This window comes from Paenibacillus pedocola (genome assembly GCF_031599675.1).
In the GTDB taxonomy this organism is placed as follows: domain Bacteria; phylum Bacillota; class Bacilli; order Paenibacillales; family Paenibacillaceae; genus Paenibacillus_AQ; species Paenibacillus_AQ pedocola.
Window position 1 is genome coordinate 4,724,892 of record NZ_CP134223.1, and the last position, 16,650, is coordinate 4,741,541.

Below are 16,650 nucleotides of genomic sequence, written 5' to 3' on the forward strand. Positions count from 1 at the left end.
TTTTTACTTCACAGATCTTATTTCAAAAAAGTCCCCTGCCGGTACTCACTGAACGCCACCGTAATCTCTCTTTCCGTATTCATAACGAACGGTCCTCTGGCGACTACCGGTTCGCGGACAGGTTCACCTGCATATAACAGCACTCGCAGCTTCTCTCCCGCCGTAATTTCCACTTCACTTTCTCCGCTGCCGCCTTCACCAAGCCATAAGACATGGCCTTTAGAAGCCGCTGCTTTGTTGTTTCCAAAGGTTCCGTCGCCTTCAAGAACATAGATGAACCCGTTGTAGCTGCCCGGCAAATCCTGCGTGACTGTATAACCCGGCTCAATGGTCATCTCCACCATCGTTACCGGAACATAGTTGCGGGTTGGACCAGCCACTCCCTTGGAAGATCCGGAGAAAACTTTTATGGCTGCGCCAGCTTCCTGCCGTACAGGCATATCCCCGCTTTTCAAATTCTGATAACGCGGCGTAGTCATCTTGTGCACCTTCGGCAGATTCACCCAAAGCTGCAGGGAATGCGCAGTCATCCCTTCAGAGGGCACTTCATTATGCTCAACTCCGCTGCCTGCCGTCATCCACTGCACATCCCCCGGCCCGAGCACCCCGCCTTCCCCGCTGTGAGTGTCGTAATGTTCAATCTGTCCAGAGATCACATACGTTACCGTCTCCATTCCACGGTGCGGGTGGATGTCAAAGGATCCCTTCTGAAACTTATCCTCCATCATCAGCAGAAAAGGATCATGCTTCGCCCAATTTCCCGGTTCAAGTACCGGCCCTGCCGAATGGATTGCACTCACCTGGTTTAGAACAACCTTTCTGACTTCACTTATATCTCTTTTAACTGCAGATTGTTCCATAATGCTCTCCTCCTTAACGAGTTGTAGTTCAGCTCTATTCTTAACTATTATTTTTATATTTACTATATTTTATATAGTTAATTTAACACTTCTCTTTTTGTTTGTCAATTTCCCGGAAACAAAATGTGACCAAATCCCGTTCTTAATGGTGTTATAGGTAAAGGAGGGCAGAGCATCATGCAGCGATTCATGTCCCGGCCGGGGAATGATGTGATAAAGAGTTATGAAACCTACTCAAAAATGCTGTTCCGGATTGCCCTGGTTCATCTGGGCAGCCGCCAGGATGCCGAGGAAGCCACTCAGGACACCTTCATCAAGCTTATGGAGAAAGCGCCGGAGTTCAAGGATGCCGAACATCAAAAGGCATGGCTGATCCGTGTACTCACCAACACTTGCAAAACATCGCTGGGCAGAGGCTGGCGTAAGCGCGAGATTAAGCTGGAGGGTGCCGAGCCGCTTACAGCGGACAGCCCCGAGGATTTGGCAATGCTACAGCTGGTGCTGGCCCTGCCCGTAAAGTATAAGACTGTTATCCATCTGTATTATTACGAGGATTATCCCGTCCAGGAGATCAGCAAAATACTGCAGATCAGTGAGTCCGCCGTGAAGATGAGGTTAAAGCGAGGACGGCAGCTGTTAAAACTGGAGCTGGAAGGAGCGGAACCGCAGTGAACGAGGATCAGTTTCGATCAACCTATAAGAAAGCGGTGGATTCAATGAACCCCAGCGAAGAGATGAAAAAAGGACTGCTCGCCAAAATGGAGCAGCATCAGGAGACAAAACGTCCGCGTAAGACAATATTTATCGCAGCAAGCATCGTACTCGCCGCCGGAATCGGTCTGGCTTCACCTACTATTTGGAACCAGTTAAACGGGCCTGCGTCACCTGCAGAAGTGGCACAGGTGGACCCGGGGACATCAGGCACAGGCGGAGCCGCTTCGGCCGGCAGTGTCGTCATTCCCAAGCTGAAGCTGCCGGATTCAAGCTCGGGTGTTAAGGCAAGCATGATTGCGCTGGTTGTGTATAAGGGGAATATTTATACACAGTCTGCTACACGTATCGAAGCCGCTGATGCAGCCGCGCTGCGCGGTGACCGTCTGGGACGGACGACAGGCGGCATCGACGAATTGAGCGGTAAAGACGAATACACCGAGCTGTCCTCCAATATCGGTGAGACAGATATCTATACCGTGAAGGGATACGATTCCGGCTTCCTGATTATGTCCTATTCGGAAATCGACGGTCAGGTATTCGCTGAGCTGTATGAGCATACGAACGGCATAACTGTAAACAGCGGAGCCGATCTGATCGGCAAGCTGAATCTTGAAGGCCGGATCGCTTCCGCCCAGTGGGAGAGCTTCGACAGCTGGAATAACGGACTGCAACAGTACGCGCCGCTCAGCGGAAGTGAAACGCTTGACGGCTTCCTGTCAGCACTCCTGGCAGCGAAACCGCTCGCAGCAGAACCGCTGATCGCACAGGGCATCTATGACAGCGAAGACCGCAAGGTCATCTATCTGGAGCTCCAAGATAAGACTAGGGTTCAGCTGGTACTCTTTGGTCAAGGACTCGTTCGTTATGGCGATGCGCCGGTATTTTTCGAAGTCGAATCCGGTGCGTTCCAAGCGCTGTGGAACAGCATGGAACAGTAAAAAAGAAACCGGACCACCGCATGCCCCTCCGGGAGTGACCTTTTAACACAAAAATACAGCCCTGCCTTGTTGAGGCGGGGCTGTATTTTTACTTCACCAGCATTTTCACAGCAGCATTCACCCGTTTGATCGTCTCCGTGCCCACCCAGCCGCCTGCGCTTGCCAGAATAAAATTATGAAATATCTTATTCGCCAGAGCATATGTCACTGTCCCGATTATGATCTCTATCACAAAGAACCGCATAATATCGCCAGTGGTTATAATATACACTTTGAATTCCTGATGATGAAGCACAGGCTTAGCTCACTCCCCTTCGAAGGGTTATTATTAACCTTTATGCTTCGGGCGGATTGTCTAATGCCATTTCGAGCAACGATTTGCGTGACACATTAACGTATTTCAGCTGCTTCATACCACCCAGAAATTCGGGCTTCCGTTCGATCAGACACATACCGATATCCAGGAATTGCAGGTTCTTCAGCTGCTCCAGTTCAGGCGGCAGTTCACGGATCGAGGTGTATTGAATCGTCAGCTGCTCAAGATGTTCCAGTTCCCCGATCTCCGGCGGGATGCGGTTTAGGCCGATCTCCTCCCTGGGCTTGGCCTGATACCCGGGAGCCGGCCGGTCCGAACTTGCACACCGGATAGACAGCTCTTTCAGATTCTTTAGCTTGCCTATAGCTGCAGGAATGCCCCCCAGATCAGCAGATAAAATTTTCAGACATTCCAGCTTGCTTAATTCGAACAACCCTTCGGGCAGACGATATAGATCCTGTTCAAAAATCTCCAGCTCCCGCAGCTCGGTAAGCTCCCGGATTCGTTCAGGCAGCTCCGTCAGCCTATGTCCGCTTATATACAGCCAGTCGGTTTTATGCTTAATGGCATCGTCCAGCAGATGATCCAGATCACGGTGTGCTTTTAATTCCAAAAAGAGTCCCGTAACCTGCTCCATCAGCTCACCTGCTTCTTCCTCAGTAACATCCATCCCATACATATGTTCATGTACCACCGAGTACAGGTAATCTCCGCCGCCTTTTCTCAAGAAACACAAGTCCTCCGGCAGATTAGGGTACATCCAGTCCGACAACCGGTTTGCCATTTGCTTCAGCAGCTTCCCGCTTTCTTCACAGCATCGGTATAAATAATACGTCCCTGCGCTATAGAAGGCATGACTGTTATAGGTCTTCCTGATTCGCATACATTCATCCAAATTATTGTCCGGGATTATGATGGTCTTCAACAGATAAGGCTCCAGCGTCTCCAAAACACTTGTGTACCGGTCCCGCATTGCCATATCGGCTGGAATCTTCTCCCCCAGCACAAAACGTTCCGAATTCGATATCGCCAGATCAATTACCTGCTCATATGCTTCGCCTCTAGGGTCGGTATACATTCTCATCGTGTCCAGTCTCCATTTCCGTTCGGAGTAAATGCGGCCGCTGACATTAGCGTAGTGTTTTCACCATCTTAAAATTCACTAACTCGACACCTTTACGTTCAACCACCTGCTGCTGGATAACCCGGTATCCTAAACGTTCAAAAAATGGCCTGGCAGTTATACTTGCCTCTGTATCCATTTCATTAAGTCCTAACCGCCTTGCTTCAGCTTCAAGTGTGTTCACCAAAGCAGAAGCAACCCCCTGCCGCAGAAAATCCTTATCAACAAAAAGTCTTTCTAAATGCCCCTCTTGAGTCATATCAGAGAACCCAACGATTTCACCTTTGATTTCCGCAACATAGGTAAAATTGTGACTCAGCGCGTCTTTCCAAGTCTTCAGCTTGAGCGGCTCTTCATCTTTGGGTGCCCAGGCATGAAGCTGCTCCCCGGTGTAATCCCGTTTGTTCACGGAATGCACTGTTTCGTAGAATATAGAGACGATCTGATTAATATCCTCTTCCGTAAACTTTCTTAACTCCATTATGCATCCTCCCCTACACCCAGAGGGTATTTTGATAGCAAAAAACCGTCTGATCTAAGACGGCCTGCAGTTGCAATATGGGAAAAACGCTACCCTAACATCGTTTTCAAATCTATGATTAGAAATACGCCAGCTAAGATAAAAGAAAATACCGCAAGTCTTCTTAGTTTATTCCAATCCCGAACCCCAACAGCTACAAACAAAACAAATAACAACCCCGTCATTATTTCGTCATTCCGGCGGAAGACCATTAACAGAATGTAAGTCAGCATAATAAATGACCAGATTAATGTGAACCAGCGCGGATTTCCATTCCAAACTTTTTTAAGCATGTCCTGCCTCTATTCCCTTTAAGATTTGTATAGACTACATTCTCCTTACATGGGAGGAATTCCTTCCCAACAACCCTAAACATAGCAAAAACCCCTTGCTAGGCAAGGGGTTTAGTGAAGTGGGCCCTACAGGACTCGAACCTGTGACCAATCGGTTATGAGCCGACCGCTCTAACCAACTGAGCTAAGGGCCCGGATCTAAAGTATCCGAATGTACGATGGCTGTAGGAAAATAAATTGGTTGCGGGGGCAGGATTTGAACCTGCGGCCTTCGGGTTATGAGCCCGACGAGCTACCGGGCTGCTCCACCCCGCGTCAGTAATCATATTCAAACAGCGACAATAGTTAATATACATTAAATAAGGCCCTAAAGTCAAGGATGAAATTGTTAATTCGTCAGGGTAAGAATCGCACCCCGTAACGGCCTTTCCGTGAACGGTAAATCTCTACAAACCGCGGGTCATGATAGCCGTAAATCCAGCCGTCCTGCTCCAGTCTTTTTGCTAGGCAGCCTGCTTGAAATCTCGTCCTGAACAGCTTTGCAAAGTATATCCAGTTCATGATGGATGTCTCCCTTGAGGTTGTTGTTCAACGCTGCAATTATAGGATACCCCACTATGATAAAAAAATATGCGCGACTTCCGGATTTCATAACTGAAAAACCGGAACTCCCGCATGTTATGTACTCCCGGCGGCCAGTTGGGCACGCCGGACTCAAGCTTGTGTTAACTTAATCAGCCGTGCCTAGACTTACACTCCAAACGATGCCGGATCTTTACGCCACGATTGCAGCAGGGCTACATCGCCCTCGGCGATCTTTCCTTGGCTCAGGGCCACATCTATGAGGGTGGTGTAGTTGGACAGGCTTTGCAGGGGCACTCCGGCTGCAGCGAAGCCTTCAGTGGCACGGTCCAGCTCATAGCTGAAAATCGCCAATACTGCCAGCACTTCTCCGCCTGCTTCCTCTACTGCCTGCGCGGCTTTGATCGAGCTGCCACCGGTGGAGATCAGGTCCTCGATCACAATCACCTTTTGGCCGGGAGAGATGATGCCTTCGATCTGGTTCTGTTTGCCGTGGCCCTTGGCCTTGTCACGGATGTAAGCCATCGGCAGGTCCAGCTTGTCGGCCACCCAGGCCGCATGCGGAATACCCGCAGTCGCTGTACCCGCGATCACCTGAGCTTCGGGATAGCTGGATTTAATCAGCTCTGCGAAGCCATTTGCGATATAGTTACGCACTTCCGGGAAAGACAGGGTCAGACGATTGTCGCAATAGATCGGTGATTTGATGCCGGAAGTCCAGGTGAACGGTTCCTGCGGGCGCAGTGCAACCGCTCCAATCTCCAATAGATAAGCAGCGACCTGTTCGCTTGTATTCGATAATGTACTCATGCTTGAGTCATCTCCTCAATGATTGATAGTGCAGCTGCGCGCGGATCGGCTGCTGCGGTAATCGGGCGGCCCACTACAAGGAAGTGGCTGCCTTGCCGGATAGCTTGTCCCGGCGTCATAACCCGGGATTGATCGTCTAGAGAGGCGCCTGCCGGACGGATACCCGGAGTCACAGTAACGAACTCCGGACCGCAGGCGGCAGCGATTGCTGCAGACTCCTGCGGGGAAGCAACGACGCCGTGCAGGCCGGCTTCTGCCGCCAGACGGGCGTAGCGCACCACGGTATCCTCTACGTTCCCGGCAATGCCAATTTCTCCATTCATGACTTCCTGGCTGGTACTCGTAAGCTGTGTCACCGCGATAATCAGCGGAATATGCAGTGAAGGATGCAGGCTGACTGCCTTCGCTGCCCCCTCAAGAGCTGCTGTCATCATCGCCTTGCCGCCGGAAGCATGGACATTGAACATATCCACGCCGAGCCTTGTGATGCTCTCCGCTCCACCCCGGACGGTGTTCGGGATATCATGCATTTTGACATCAAGGAACACGGAATACCCGCGGTCCTTCAGCTCCCGGATAAAGTCCGGTCCAGCTGCATAGAACAGCTGCATGCCAACTTTCAGGTAGCACGGGATGCCTTCCAGCTTATCGATCAGTACCCTGGCCTCGGCTGCATCAGGATAGTCAAGGGGAATCATCAGCCTTCCGGCCATTTCATCCCGTTTGGTGATATGACCGATACTCTCATGTTGGGCCTGTTCTGGGGTCTGCTCCATACGTTGTTATCCATCTCCTCTATTTATCATTTACGGCTCCCGCCGTCATTAACGCTTTCTTGTCCAACTCCCGGGCACAGTTGAACGGTCTGCGATAACGCAAACCGTCCTCTGTAGAACCGCCAGCAGGCAGCCCTCTAAGTTTTATATTATTGTCCAACAAAGGCAGGCATCGACTGTGACGAGAAGTTGATCGTCTGCAGCATTCTCAGCAGCGCCGTTACTGTATCAAGCGATGTCATACATACGACCCCGTTCTCTACCGCTTCACGGCGGATACGGAAGCCGTCGCGCTCCGGCGTCTTGCCTTTGGTCAGCGTATTGAAGACGAAGTTCGCTTGACCGCTGCGGATCAGGTCGAGGATGGTAGGCTCGCCTTCATCCAGCTTGTTGACATTCATCACGTTCAGGCCCGCTTGCTCAAGCGCCTGTGCCGTGCCGCCGGTTGCAATGATTTTGTAACCCATGGCGTGGAAGCCCTTCATCAGCTCTACAGCCTCAGCTTTGTCTTTGTCAGCTACTGTAACGATGATCGCACCTGTTGCCGGGATTTTCATACCCGCACCGATCAGCCCTTTATACAGCGCCTTAGCGTACAGCTTGTCGCGACCCATGACTTCACCGGTTGATTTCATTTCAGGTCCCAGTGTAGGCTCTACTCTGCGCAGCTTGGCGAAGGAGAACACCGGCACTTTAACCGACACATAGTCGCTTTCCGGCCACAGGCCTTCTGTGTAACCATCTTCCTTCAGCTTGCCGCCGAGGATGATTTTGGTTGCCAGATTAGCCATCGGAATGCCGGTTACCTTGCTCAGGAAAGGAACCGTACGCGAGGAGCGCGGATTCACTTCGATAACATATACTTCATTCTGGTAAATAACAAACTGGATGTTGACCAGTCCGATTGTTTTCAGCTCTTTGGCAATCTTGATCGTAATTTCGCTAATCTTCTGCTTCAGGCCTTCATCCAGGTACTGCGGAGGGTATACGGCGATGGAGTCGCCGGAGTGAACGCCTGCACGCTCCACATGCTCCATGATGCCCGGAATAACAACCGTTTCGCCGTCGCAGATCGCATCAACCTCGACCTCTTTACCCAGCATATAACGGTCGATCAGCACCGGGTGCTCCGGATTAACCTTCACCGCTTCAACCATATAGCTCATCAGCTCGGCATCATTGTAGACAATTTCCATTGCGCGTCCGCCCAGTACATAAGAAGGACGTACAAGCACCGGATAGCCAAGAGATTGTGCAGTTTCTACAGCCTGACTGGCATCAGTTACCGTCTTGCCTTTCGGCTGGGCGATATCGAGACGGGCCAGCAGCGCTTCGAACCGCTTGCGGTCCTCAGCTTCATCAATGCTCTCCAGGCTCGTGCCGAGAATATTGACACCGGCTGCAGCCAGCGGCGCAGCAAGGTTAATAGCCGTTTGTCCGCCGAACTGGACGATTACCCCGATCGGATTCTCCTGTTCGATAACGTTCATTACATCTTCAAAGAACAGCGGTTCAAAATACAGCCGGTCAGAGGTATTAAAGTCCGTCGATACGGTCTCCGGATTGTTATTGATAATGACAGCTTCGTAGCCGGCGTTTTGAATGGCCCACACCGCATGCACGGTGGAGTAGTCAAATTCAATCCCCTGGCCGATCCGGATCGGACCGGATCCGAGCACTATTACTTTTTGCTTATCGGAATGGGTCACTTCATTTTCTGTCTCATAGGTTGAGTAGTAGTAAGGCGTTGAAGCTTCGAACTCAGCCGCACAGGTATCTACCATCTTGAAGACTGGCGTCAGGCCCTGCTGCAGGCGCATAATACGGACATCGGCTTCCTTTGTCTGTGCCCCGCCCGGACGCCCTTCTGCACGAATTTCGGCGATGGCCCGGTCAGTAAAGCCTTTGCGTTTGGCCTGGTAGAGTGTTTCTGCACTTAACGTTTCTTCACTGCGCAGCACATCCTCGAAGTTAATCAAGCCTTCAATCTTGGACAGGAACCACCAGTCTACGTTCGTAATATCCTGAATTTCCTGCAATCCGTAGCCGCGGCGGAACGCTTCTGCGATCAGGAACAATCGCTCGTCATCAGGCTTCGCGAGGCGGGTGCGCAGCACGCTGTCTTCCAGCAGCTCTGCGCCCGGCAGACGGAAGCGGTGTACACCGATTTCCAGGGAACGGATCGCTTTATGGATCGACTCTTCAAAGGTACGGCCAATCGCCATAACTTCTCCAGTCGCTTTCATCTGTGTGCCCAGCTTGCGGTTCGCGTAAATGAACTTGTCGAACGGCCAGCGCGGGATTTTGCTGACGATGTAATCCAGTGTCGGTTCGAAGCAGGCATATGTCTGTCCGGTAACCGGATTGACGATTTCATCCAGCGTGTAGCCGAGGGCGATTTTGGCCGCCATTTTGGCAATCGGATAACCGGTCGCCTTCGAGGCCAGTGCCGAGGAACGGCTTACCCGCGGGTTTACTTCAATGACATAATATTGGTAGCTCTGCGGATCAAGCGCGAACTGCACATTACAGCCGCCTTCGATATTGAGCGCACGGATAATCTTCAGCGAAGCGCTGCGCAGCATCTGGTATTCACGGTCAGAGAGTGTCTGGCTCGGTGCTACGACGATACTGTCTCCTGTATGCACACCAACAGGATCAAAGTTCTCCATGTTGCATACTACGATACAGTTGTCATTCGCATCACGCATTACTTCATATTCTACTTCCTTCATGCCGGCGATACTCTTCTCCACCAGACATTGGCCGATCGGGCTGTAACGGATCCCCGCTTTGACCGTCTCACGCAGCTCTTCCGCGTTGTCGCAAATTCCGCCGCCTGTCCCGCCCAGGGTATAAGCCGGACGGACAATCAGCGGAAAGCCGATTTCCTCTGCAAAGCTCATAGCTTCCTCAACCGTTGTAATGATCGTGCTTTCCGGTACCGGCTGTTCCAGCTCACGCATCAGCTCCCGGAACAAGTCGCGGTCTTCCGCTTTCTCGATGGATTCCAGCTGGGTACCCAGCAGCTTAACGTTCTCCGATTCAAGCACGCCGGCACGGGCCAGCTCAACTGCCATGTTCAGGCCGGTCTGGCCGCCCAGTGTCGGCAGCAGGCCGTCCGGACGCTCCTGGCGGATAATGGCCGTTACGAATTCAAGTGTAATCGGCTCGATGTAGACCTTATCAGCCATATTGGTATCCGTCATAATCGTAGCCGGGTTACTGTTGATCAGTACAACCTCAACACCTTCTTCTTTCAGCGCCTGGCAGGCCTGAGTTCCCGCATAGTCAAACTCAGCGGCTTGCCCGATCACGATCGGGCCGGAGCCGATGACGAGGATTTTTTTAAGCTTATCGTTCTTTGGCATGTTATAGAGCTCCTTTCACGGCTTCAAGCTTAGTAGTAGGTTTCGGTGCCGTGATTCTGGCATTTGCCGCAAGCTGGGCCTGGCGTGAGCCGGCAGGTGTCTTCGCTTTGTGGTCGGCAATCATTTGCAGGAAACGGTCGAACAAATAACTGCTGTCATGCGGTCCCGGCGCTGCTTCCGGATGGTATTGCACCGAAAATGCAGGGTAACGGGTATGTTTTAAACCTTCAATGGTCTTATCATTGTTGTTGATGTGTGTCACTTCCAGCTCCGTGCTCTGTACGGATTCTTCATTAACAGTATAGCCATGGTTCTGTGAAGTGATGAAGCAGCGTCCGCTTTCCAGCTCCTTGACCGGATGGTTCCCGCCGCGGTGGCCGAATTTCAGCTTCTCGGTGTCTGCACCGCAAGCCAGAGCGAACAATTGGTGGCCCAGGCAAATGCCGAAGATCGGATATTCACCGAGCAGCTCGGAGATCGTCTTCACCGCATAAGGCACATCCTTAGGGTCCCCAGGGCCGTTCGACAGCTGGATACCATCCGGGTTAAGACGGCGGATTTCGTCCGCTGTCACATCATGCGGCACCACAACCACGTCGCAGCCGCGGCTGTTCAGCTCGCGCAGGATACCGGTCTTTGCGCCGTAATCAACCAGCACGATCCGTTCTTTGGTTCCCGGACTGCTGTAAGTCTTAGTTGTAGAAGTACGGGCAACCTGGTTGCGCAGCTCTTCAATCGTTGTATCTCCCATCATTTCCATCAGTTCTTCCACACGTTTATTCGATGTGGTCAGGATGGCTTTCATGGTGCCGTAGTGGCGGATAATGCGGGTCAGCATCCGGGTGTCGATCTCGCTGATGCCGGGAATGCCATATTCCTTCAGCAGGTCGTCTACACTGTATTCAGCACGCCAGTTGCTTGGCACTTCCTCATGGCGGCGCACAACAAAGCCATGTACAAACGGACGCACAGATTCGAAATCATCGCGGGTGATGCCGTAGTTTCCGATCAGCGGATAGGTCATGGTTACGATCTGTCCACAATACGAAGGATCCGACAGCACCTCCTGATATCCTGTAATCCCTGTGTTAAATACAACCTCGCCTGTCATTTCGCCTTCAGCGCCAAATGCGGTGCCTGTAAAAAGCGTTCCGTCCTGTAGCAGCAATCTCGCCTGCATTCCCTTCCACTCCTTCTTGTTTCTGTAGTCTGATTCTATGCCTTGCATCACTAGCGGAGTGTACGCGCCAAAATGCCGCCGTAGGTTCACCTGCTCCATACAGCCGGCATTTTCGTCCCACCAGTTCGTTAATTACGCTTTAGTCCATACCTCTTTGCCGTCAACCCAAGTCTTAACCGGCCAGCCCTTCAGCTTCCAGCCGGTGAAAGGAGTATTGCGTCCTTTGCTGGCAAAAGCAGCCGGGTCTACCACTTGCTCTTCGTTCAGATCAATCAGTGTTAAATCAGCAGGTGCTCCTACCGCAAGACTGCCTGTATTCAGCCGGAACACGCGGGCCGGATCAGCAGTCATCCGCTGTACCAGCAGTGACAGATCCCATTTGCCTGTAGCCACAAAAGCGGTATACAGCAGCGGGAAGGCTGTCTCGAAGCCGACGATGCCAAACGGGGCAAGCTGCATGCCCTTTGCCTTCTCTTCTTCACTGTGCGGCGCATGGTCGGTTACGATGATATCCAGTGTGCCGTCCAGTAACCCTTCAATGCAGGCTTCCACATCGCGGCGCGAGCGTAGCGGCGGGTTCATTTTCCAGTTGGCATCAAGCCCTGGAATATCTTCCTCTGAGAGCAGCAAATGATGCGGACACACCTCAGCGGTCACTTTGATGCCGATTTGCTTAGCCTGGCGGATCAGCCGCACCGATTGCTCCGTGCTGACATGGCACACATGGTAGTGAACCCCTGTCGCTTCGGCGAGCAGAATATCGCGTCCGACATGAATGGCTTCCGACTCATTGGGAATCCCCTTCAGTCCGTGCTTCGTTGCGAAGGTGCCTTCGTTGACCGCACATCCTTCTACCAGTGAATCATCCTCACAGTGGGCGATGACCGGCATATCTAAGTCTGCTGCCAGCTTCATTGCATTCTTCATCATTTGGGCAGTCTGTACGCCTACACCGTCATCGGTAAAGCCAATCGCTCCGGCTTCCTTCAATGCGGCAAAGTCCGTCAGCTCGCGGCCAAGCTCATTTTTGGTGATCGCCGCATAAGGCAGCACTTTAACGAGTCCGGCTTCGCGCGCTTTGTCTTTAACAAGCTCCACGATCTCCGGGGTGTCTGTCACCGGGCGGGTGTTCGGCATGCAGGCGATCGTGGTAAATCCGCCCTTGGCCGCCGATAAAGCACCGGTTGCAATCGTTTCTTTATGCTCAAAGCCAGGCTCGCGCAGATGCACATGCATGTCAATCAGGCCGGGAGTCAGCAGCTTGCCTTCAGCTTCTACAATCTCTGCAGATGCATCAGCAGCCGGCAGGTCACTTTCGATCGCTGTAATCATTCCGTCCTGAACTACGATATGCTTGATTTCCAGTTCGCCTTCTTTGTTCAATACGCTGGCGTTTCTAATGATCACTGTCATGATTCTCCTTTTGCCCGCAAGCCGCAGCTGCAAGCTCTCTCGTTATTATATAATAAAAATTCATCTTTGTGTATATTTATTAATACATTTATGTCAGGTTTTTATGAGTTCCCTTCCGGTTACAGAAGCGCACGTTCCATCACGGCCATTCTGACCGGCACCCCGTTTGCCATCTGTGGGAAAATCCGCGACTGGCTGCTCTCCACTACTGCATCGTCAATTTCCACATTGCGGTTAACCGGCGCCGGATGCATGATGATGGTATTCTTGTCCAGTTTCGCCGCGCGTTCCTCGGTAAGTCCATACTGCTTGCGGTATTCTTCGGCTGACTGCAGGATGCCCGTGGCATGGCGTTCCAGCTGCACGCGCAGCATCATAACCACATCGGCCTTCAGTGCCTCCTCCATTGTTACATAAGGTGCGTACTGTGCCAGTTCCGGGGCCTTCATACTGTCTGGTGCACAGAACTGCACCTTCGCGCCCATCTTCGTTAGTCCCCAGAGGTTCGAGCGCGCTACGCGACTATGCATAATGTCTCCTATAATTGAAACTTTCAGGCCCTTCAGCTCGCCAAAATTTTTGGTCATCGTATACATGTCCAGCAGCGCCTGCGTCGGATGCTCGTTGTTCCCGTCCCCTGCATTAACCAGCGGTATGGATACCTTCTCCGACAGCTGCTGCAGGACACCTGCAGGCTTCAAACGCACAACTCCGGCGTCGATCCCCATCGATTCCAGCGTACGGACTGTATCGTAGATCGACTCGCCTTTTTCTACACTGGAAGCCGCCGCTGTGAAGTTCAGCACCTGAACCCCCAGGCGTTTCTCGGCCATTTCAAAGGAAAAGCGGGTTCGCGTGCTATTCTCAAAAAACATATTGGCTACAAAGTGCGACTTCAGCACCGGGTTCAGCTTCTCGCTCTGATTGTCCCAGTAGGCCGTTCTGTTCAAAAGCTGTAGAATCTCTGTCCGGTCCAGCTCCTTAATCCCCAGCAGACTGCGTTCCTTCACCTTGGTTGCTGTCATCATTGTTATCGTTCCTCCCGGTTCGAAATAATGTAAACCTCGTCTCTGCCGTCATATTCCGTCAGCGCCACTTCGATTTGCTCATGTCTGGAGGTCGGTACGTTTTTGCCGATGTAGTCCGGCCGGATCGGCAGCTCGCGGTGTCCGCGGTCGGCCAGCACAGCTAGCTGGATCATCCGCGGCCGTCCGCAATCCATCAGCGCATCCATTGCAGCGCGGATCGTACGGCCGGTGTAGAGCACATCGTCGAACAAAATCACTTTTTTGTCACGGATGCCGCTGGTGCCGGTGGGTAGTGTCACATTGCTCTCCACGACCGCCCGGTCCATTGCTTCCCGGTTGTCGCCGCCTTCGCGGTCATCCCTGTAATGCGTAATGTCGAGCTCTCCCCAAGGGATATCAACACCCTCGATCTCTTTGATTCGTTCCGCGATCCGCTGTGCCAGGTACACCCCGCGTGTGCGGATGCCGATCAGCAGGCAATTCTCAATCCCTTTGTTCTTCTCCAAAATTTCATGTGCAATGCGCGACAGCGCCCGGCGGATTGCCGTCTCATCCATAATTACATTCTTCTCGGTATACATTATCCAGCCATCCTCTCGCTTGTACGCCCGTTCAAGCTCCCGGAAATCAAAAAACTCCTTGCCCGAAGCAGGCAAGGAGTGAAATCCGCAGATTACTAAAGATGGCGTGTCCGCGCGCATAAAAAGGCCCTCCGTACTCATACGGATTCCTTCCTAAGTCGCGAACCTCGATTCACGTTACCTTGCCAGCCTCACGGGACTGAATTAAAGGCGCATATTCATTTAAGAGAATTATGACAGATGTTGAGGCGGGTGTCAAACTGGGAAAGATTTCTTTGGATTGTTGGGGCGCGGTTAGGTGATGGGCGCTGCTGCGGGGATTTTGGACTTCCGGCCGCTGTTGTCTCCAGATTTATTTGAATTGATCCGCATAGCGGATTAAATCTGGAGACAAAGGCGGACGCTACCGCTCCTACAGTTCCAAAATCCCCTCCGCGCTTCCACCTAACCGAAACCTTTCCCAGTTCGAAGGAGAGGGGCAGCAGGTTATAACGGCTGGGCTGGGCTACCAGCGTTACCGGCAAAAAAGCAAAAATCAAAAAGCAAAAATCAAAAAGCAAAAATCAAAAAGCAAAAATCAAAAACAAAAAGCAAAAAGCAAAAAGCAAAAGCAAACGATATCAGCGGCAAAAAGCACGCCAGCTTTTTTTATCTTGCTTGCCGAACAGGATGCCGCAGAATTGTCTTCAGCTTGGCAGTCTCTGTTTTACGGGGGTCAGAGAGGTATATTTCATGATGCCGTCTGACATCTGACAGATCGCACAGCAGATCATGCTCTGCGATATAGCGGTTCATTTTGGCAACAGTTGCAGGCTCGTCATCAAAGCTTCCGATATGCATACACTGCACGCATAGTCCCTCTGTGAATGTAACAAGTCCAGCCTTGGAGACATCAACCTGCGGCTTTTTACGTTTCACTGCTTCAACCGCGGCGGCAAATACTTGTTCATTCACGAAATCTGGCTGGCGGATCATAGCTGTCCAGCTGAAGGTGTCCTTGCTCATGAGGTCTACTCCCCGGAGACCCTCCTGCCACCACAGCCCTTCCAGCGGGGGCACCACATACTCGAAGTAGCCGTGCGGCGCTGGCCCATTTTTGGGTGACATTTTAATCGTATAGGATAGGGCATATAGCGTCTCCACTGCCTTTTGATATTCACCCTCCGGATCATTCGGGTTGCCGTACCCGTTCACCTGAATAAAGGTCATCGCCGGAACGTCAATGATGCCGGGTTCAGTCTTTGGCTGATATAGCTCTTTATTGGATTTTTTATAATCAATTTTGTCCATATTTACTCCCCTTTGTATATGTTTAGATTGCTTTATATTTCTATTCTATCAGCCCTAAATAGACATCTGTATGTCATATTCCAAGGAGGCGGAAATTCAGTTTTCACTTTTTTACTCTTCCCATCCCGGTCTGTTATGATGAAATTGGAGGCGACTGATGATGAACATGGAGCTAATAACAATTACACATTGGGATGATAAGCTGTGGAGATCCATCGAGCCGGTATACCGGGAGGCTTTTCCCAGCGGGGCGAAACCGGAAGGCATCCTGCGCAGTATGCTGGACCGGGGAATTGCCCATATCCATGCAGGCCTTATAGATGGTCAAGCAGCCGCAATGGCTGTAACGGGAATGGTTGATGGAGCGGAAGGGAAACGTCTTATTATAGATTATCTGGCGGTTAGCCGGGAGCTGCGCGGCCGGGGGGCCGGGACGGTGTTTCTGGATCTGATCATAGACTGGGCAAAACAAACTAATAACGTACTTGGCGTCATTATAGAGGCAGAATCGGGGAGCTCGGAGACTCATGCACAGCGTATTCACTTCTGGGAGAAAAACGGGTTCATCCTAACCCCTTATGTACATCAGTATATCTGGGTGCCTGAGCCTTATCAGGCCATGCTGAAGCCGCTGGAGCAGAGCGTACAGGTGGAGGATAATGGTGAGTCCCTGTTCCGCTATATTAATAATTTCCACAAAAAAGCCTACCGGCCGCCCGCAAAATAAAACGGTACAGCAGTGGGATTTTCTCCATCTAAATTTTTCCAGAAGGAAGGAAGGGAGAAGCTAGTTAGATATTCTCCCACTAATACCTCACATGAAGGCTCATATCAGCATTTCCAGTGAGATTAGCG

The 16,650-nt window shown here is 51.6% G+C and carries 15 protein-coding genes and 2 tRNA genes; 3 read left to right on the forward strand and 14 right to left on the reverse strand.

Annotated elements, in window-relative coordinates:
• Window positions 1-17 precede the first annotated feature (17 nt).
• Window positions 18-860, reverse strand: a complete 843-nt coding sequence (locus QU597_RS21010; protein WP_310829693.1) for a pirin family protein — start codon at window positions 858-860, stop codon at window positions 18-20.
• 177 nt (window positions 861-1,037) lie between these two features.
• Here QU597_RS21010 and QU597_RS21015 point away from each other — a divergent pair, with 177 nt between their 5' ends.
• Together QU597_RS21015 and QU597_RS21020 are read left to right on the forward strand one after the other, a co-directional pair.
• Window positions 1,038-1,532: an RNA polymerase sigma factor gene (locus QU597_RS21015; RefSeq protein WP_310829694.1), complete on the forward strand. Its 495-nt coding sequence runs from the start codon at window positions 1,038-1,040 to the stop codon at window positions 1,530-1,532.
• The gene (locus QU597_RS21020) at window positions 1,529-2,512 is read left to right on the forward strand and encodes a hypothetical protein (protein WP_310829695.1); all 984 of its coding nucleotides are present in this window, start codon (window positions 1,529-1,531) and stop codon (window positions 2,510-2,512) included. Before QU597_RS21015 ends, QU597_RS21020 begins: the two co-directional genes overlap by 4 nt.
• Before the next feature lie 88 nt (window positions 2,513-2,600).
• Here the strand turns inward: QU597_RS21020 and QU597_RS21025 are convergent, their stop codons facing one another.
• From QU597_RS21025 to QU597_RS21085, 13 genes are all read right to left on the reverse strand, one after another.
• Window positions 2,601-2,807 (reverse strand): hypothetical protein, encoded by a 207-nt coding sequence (locus QU597_RS21025; RefSeq protein ID WP_310829696.1) that lies wholly within the window; start codon window positions 2,805-2,807, stop codon window positions 2,601-2,603.
• A 40-nt stretch (window positions 2,808-2,847) separates the two neighbouring features.
• Window positions 2,848-3,912, reverse strand: coding sequence for a leucine-rich repeat domain-containing protein (locus QU597_RS21030; protein WP_310829697.1), 1,065 nt, complete (start codon window positions 3,910-3,912; stop codon window positions 2,848-2,850).
• Between the two features lie 46 nt (window positions 3,913-3,958).
• On the reverse strand, window positions 3,959-4,432 hold the full coding sequence (locus QU597_RS21035; RefSeq protein ID WP_310829698.1) for a GNAT family N-acetyltransferase: 474 nt from the start codon (window positions 4,430-4,432) through the stop codon (window positions 3,959-3,961).
• Window positions 4,433-4,884: 452 nt separating this feature from the next.
• Window positions 4,885-4,958: transfer RNA gene (locus QU597_RS21040), tRNA-Ile, on the reverse strand.
• A 44-nt stretch (window positions 4,959-5,002) separates the two neighbouring features.
• Window positions 5,003-5,079: transfer RNA gene (locus QU597_RS21045), tRNA-Met, on the reverse strand.
• Window positions 5,080-5,514: 435 nt separating this feature from the next.
• Entirely contained in the window at window positions 5,515-6,156 is a 642-nt protein-coding gene (pyrE, locus tag QU597_RS21050; RefSeq protein WP_310829699.1) for an orotate phosphoribosyltransferase, read from the reverse strand.
• Window positions 6,153-6,932 (reverse strand): orotidine-5'-phosphate decarboxylase, encoded by a 780-nt coding sequence (gene pyrF, locus QU597_RS21055; protein ID WP_310829700.1) that lies wholly within the window; start codon window positions 6,930-6,932, stop codon window positions 6,153-6,155. Before pyrF ends, pyrE begins: the two co-directional genes overlap by 4 nt.
• A gap of 149 nt (window positions 6,933-7,081) precedes the next feature.
• Window positions 7,082-10,303 carry a carbamoyl-phosphate synthase large subunit gene (gene carB, locus QU597_RS21060; protein ID WP_310829701.1) on the reverse strand — a complete coding sequence of 1,074 codons (3,222 nt, stop codon included), beginning with the start codon at window positions 10,301-10,303 and terminating at the stop codon, window positions 7,082-7,084.
• Between the two features lies 1 nt (window position 10,304).
• Window positions 10,305-11,483: a glutamine-hydrolyzing carbamoyl-phosphate synthase small subunit gene (gene carA / locus QU597_RS21065; protein WP_310829702.1), complete on the reverse strand. Its 1,179-nt coding sequence runs from the start codon at window positions 11,481-11,483 to the stop codon at window positions 10,305-10,307.
• 132 nt (window positions 11,484-11,615) lie between these two features.
• The gene (gene pyrC, locus QU597_RS21070; protein WP_310829703.1) at window positions 11,616-12,896 is read right to left on the reverse strand and encodes a dihydroorotase; all 1,281 of its coding nucleotides are present in this window, start codon (window positions 12,894-12,896) and stop codon (window positions 11,616-11,618) included.
• Window positions 12,897-13,015: 119 nt separating this feature from the next.
• Window positions 13,016-13,924 carry an aspartate carbamoyltransferase catalytic subunit gene (locus QU597_RS21075; protein ID WP_236332617.1) on the reverse strand — a complete coding sequence of 303 codons (909 nt, stop codon included), beginning with the start codon at window positions 13,922-13,924 and terminating at the stop codon, window positions 13,016-13,018.
• Between the two features lie 2 nt (window positions 13,925-13,926).
• The gene (gene pyrR / locus QU597_RS21080) at window positions 13,927-14,505 is read right to left on the reverse strand and encodes a bifunctional pyr operon transcriptional regulator/uracil phosphoribosyltransferase PyrR (protein WP_310833372.1); all 579 of its coding nucleotides are present in this window, start codon (window positions 14,503-14,505) and stop codon (window positions 13,927-13,929) included.
• Between the two features lie 648 nt (window positions 14,506-15,153).
• Window positions 15,154-15,795 carry a GyrI-like domain-containing protein gene (locus QU597_RS21085; protein ID WP_310829704.1) on the reverse strand — a complete coding sequence of 214 codons (642 nt, stop codon included), beginning with the start codon at window positions 15,793-15,795 and terminating at the stop codon, window positions 15,154-15,156.
• 157 nt (window positions 15,796-15,952) lie between these two features.
• Here QU597_RS21085 and QU597_RS21090 point away from each other — a divergent pair, with 157 nt between their 5' ends.
• Window positions 15,953-16,522, forward strand: a complete 570-nt coding sequence (locus QU597_RS21090; protein ID WP_310829705.1) for a GNAT family N-acetyltransferase — start codon at window positions 15,953-15,955, stop codon at window positions 16,520-16,522.
• Window positions 16,523-16,650: the final 128 nt, after the last annotated feature.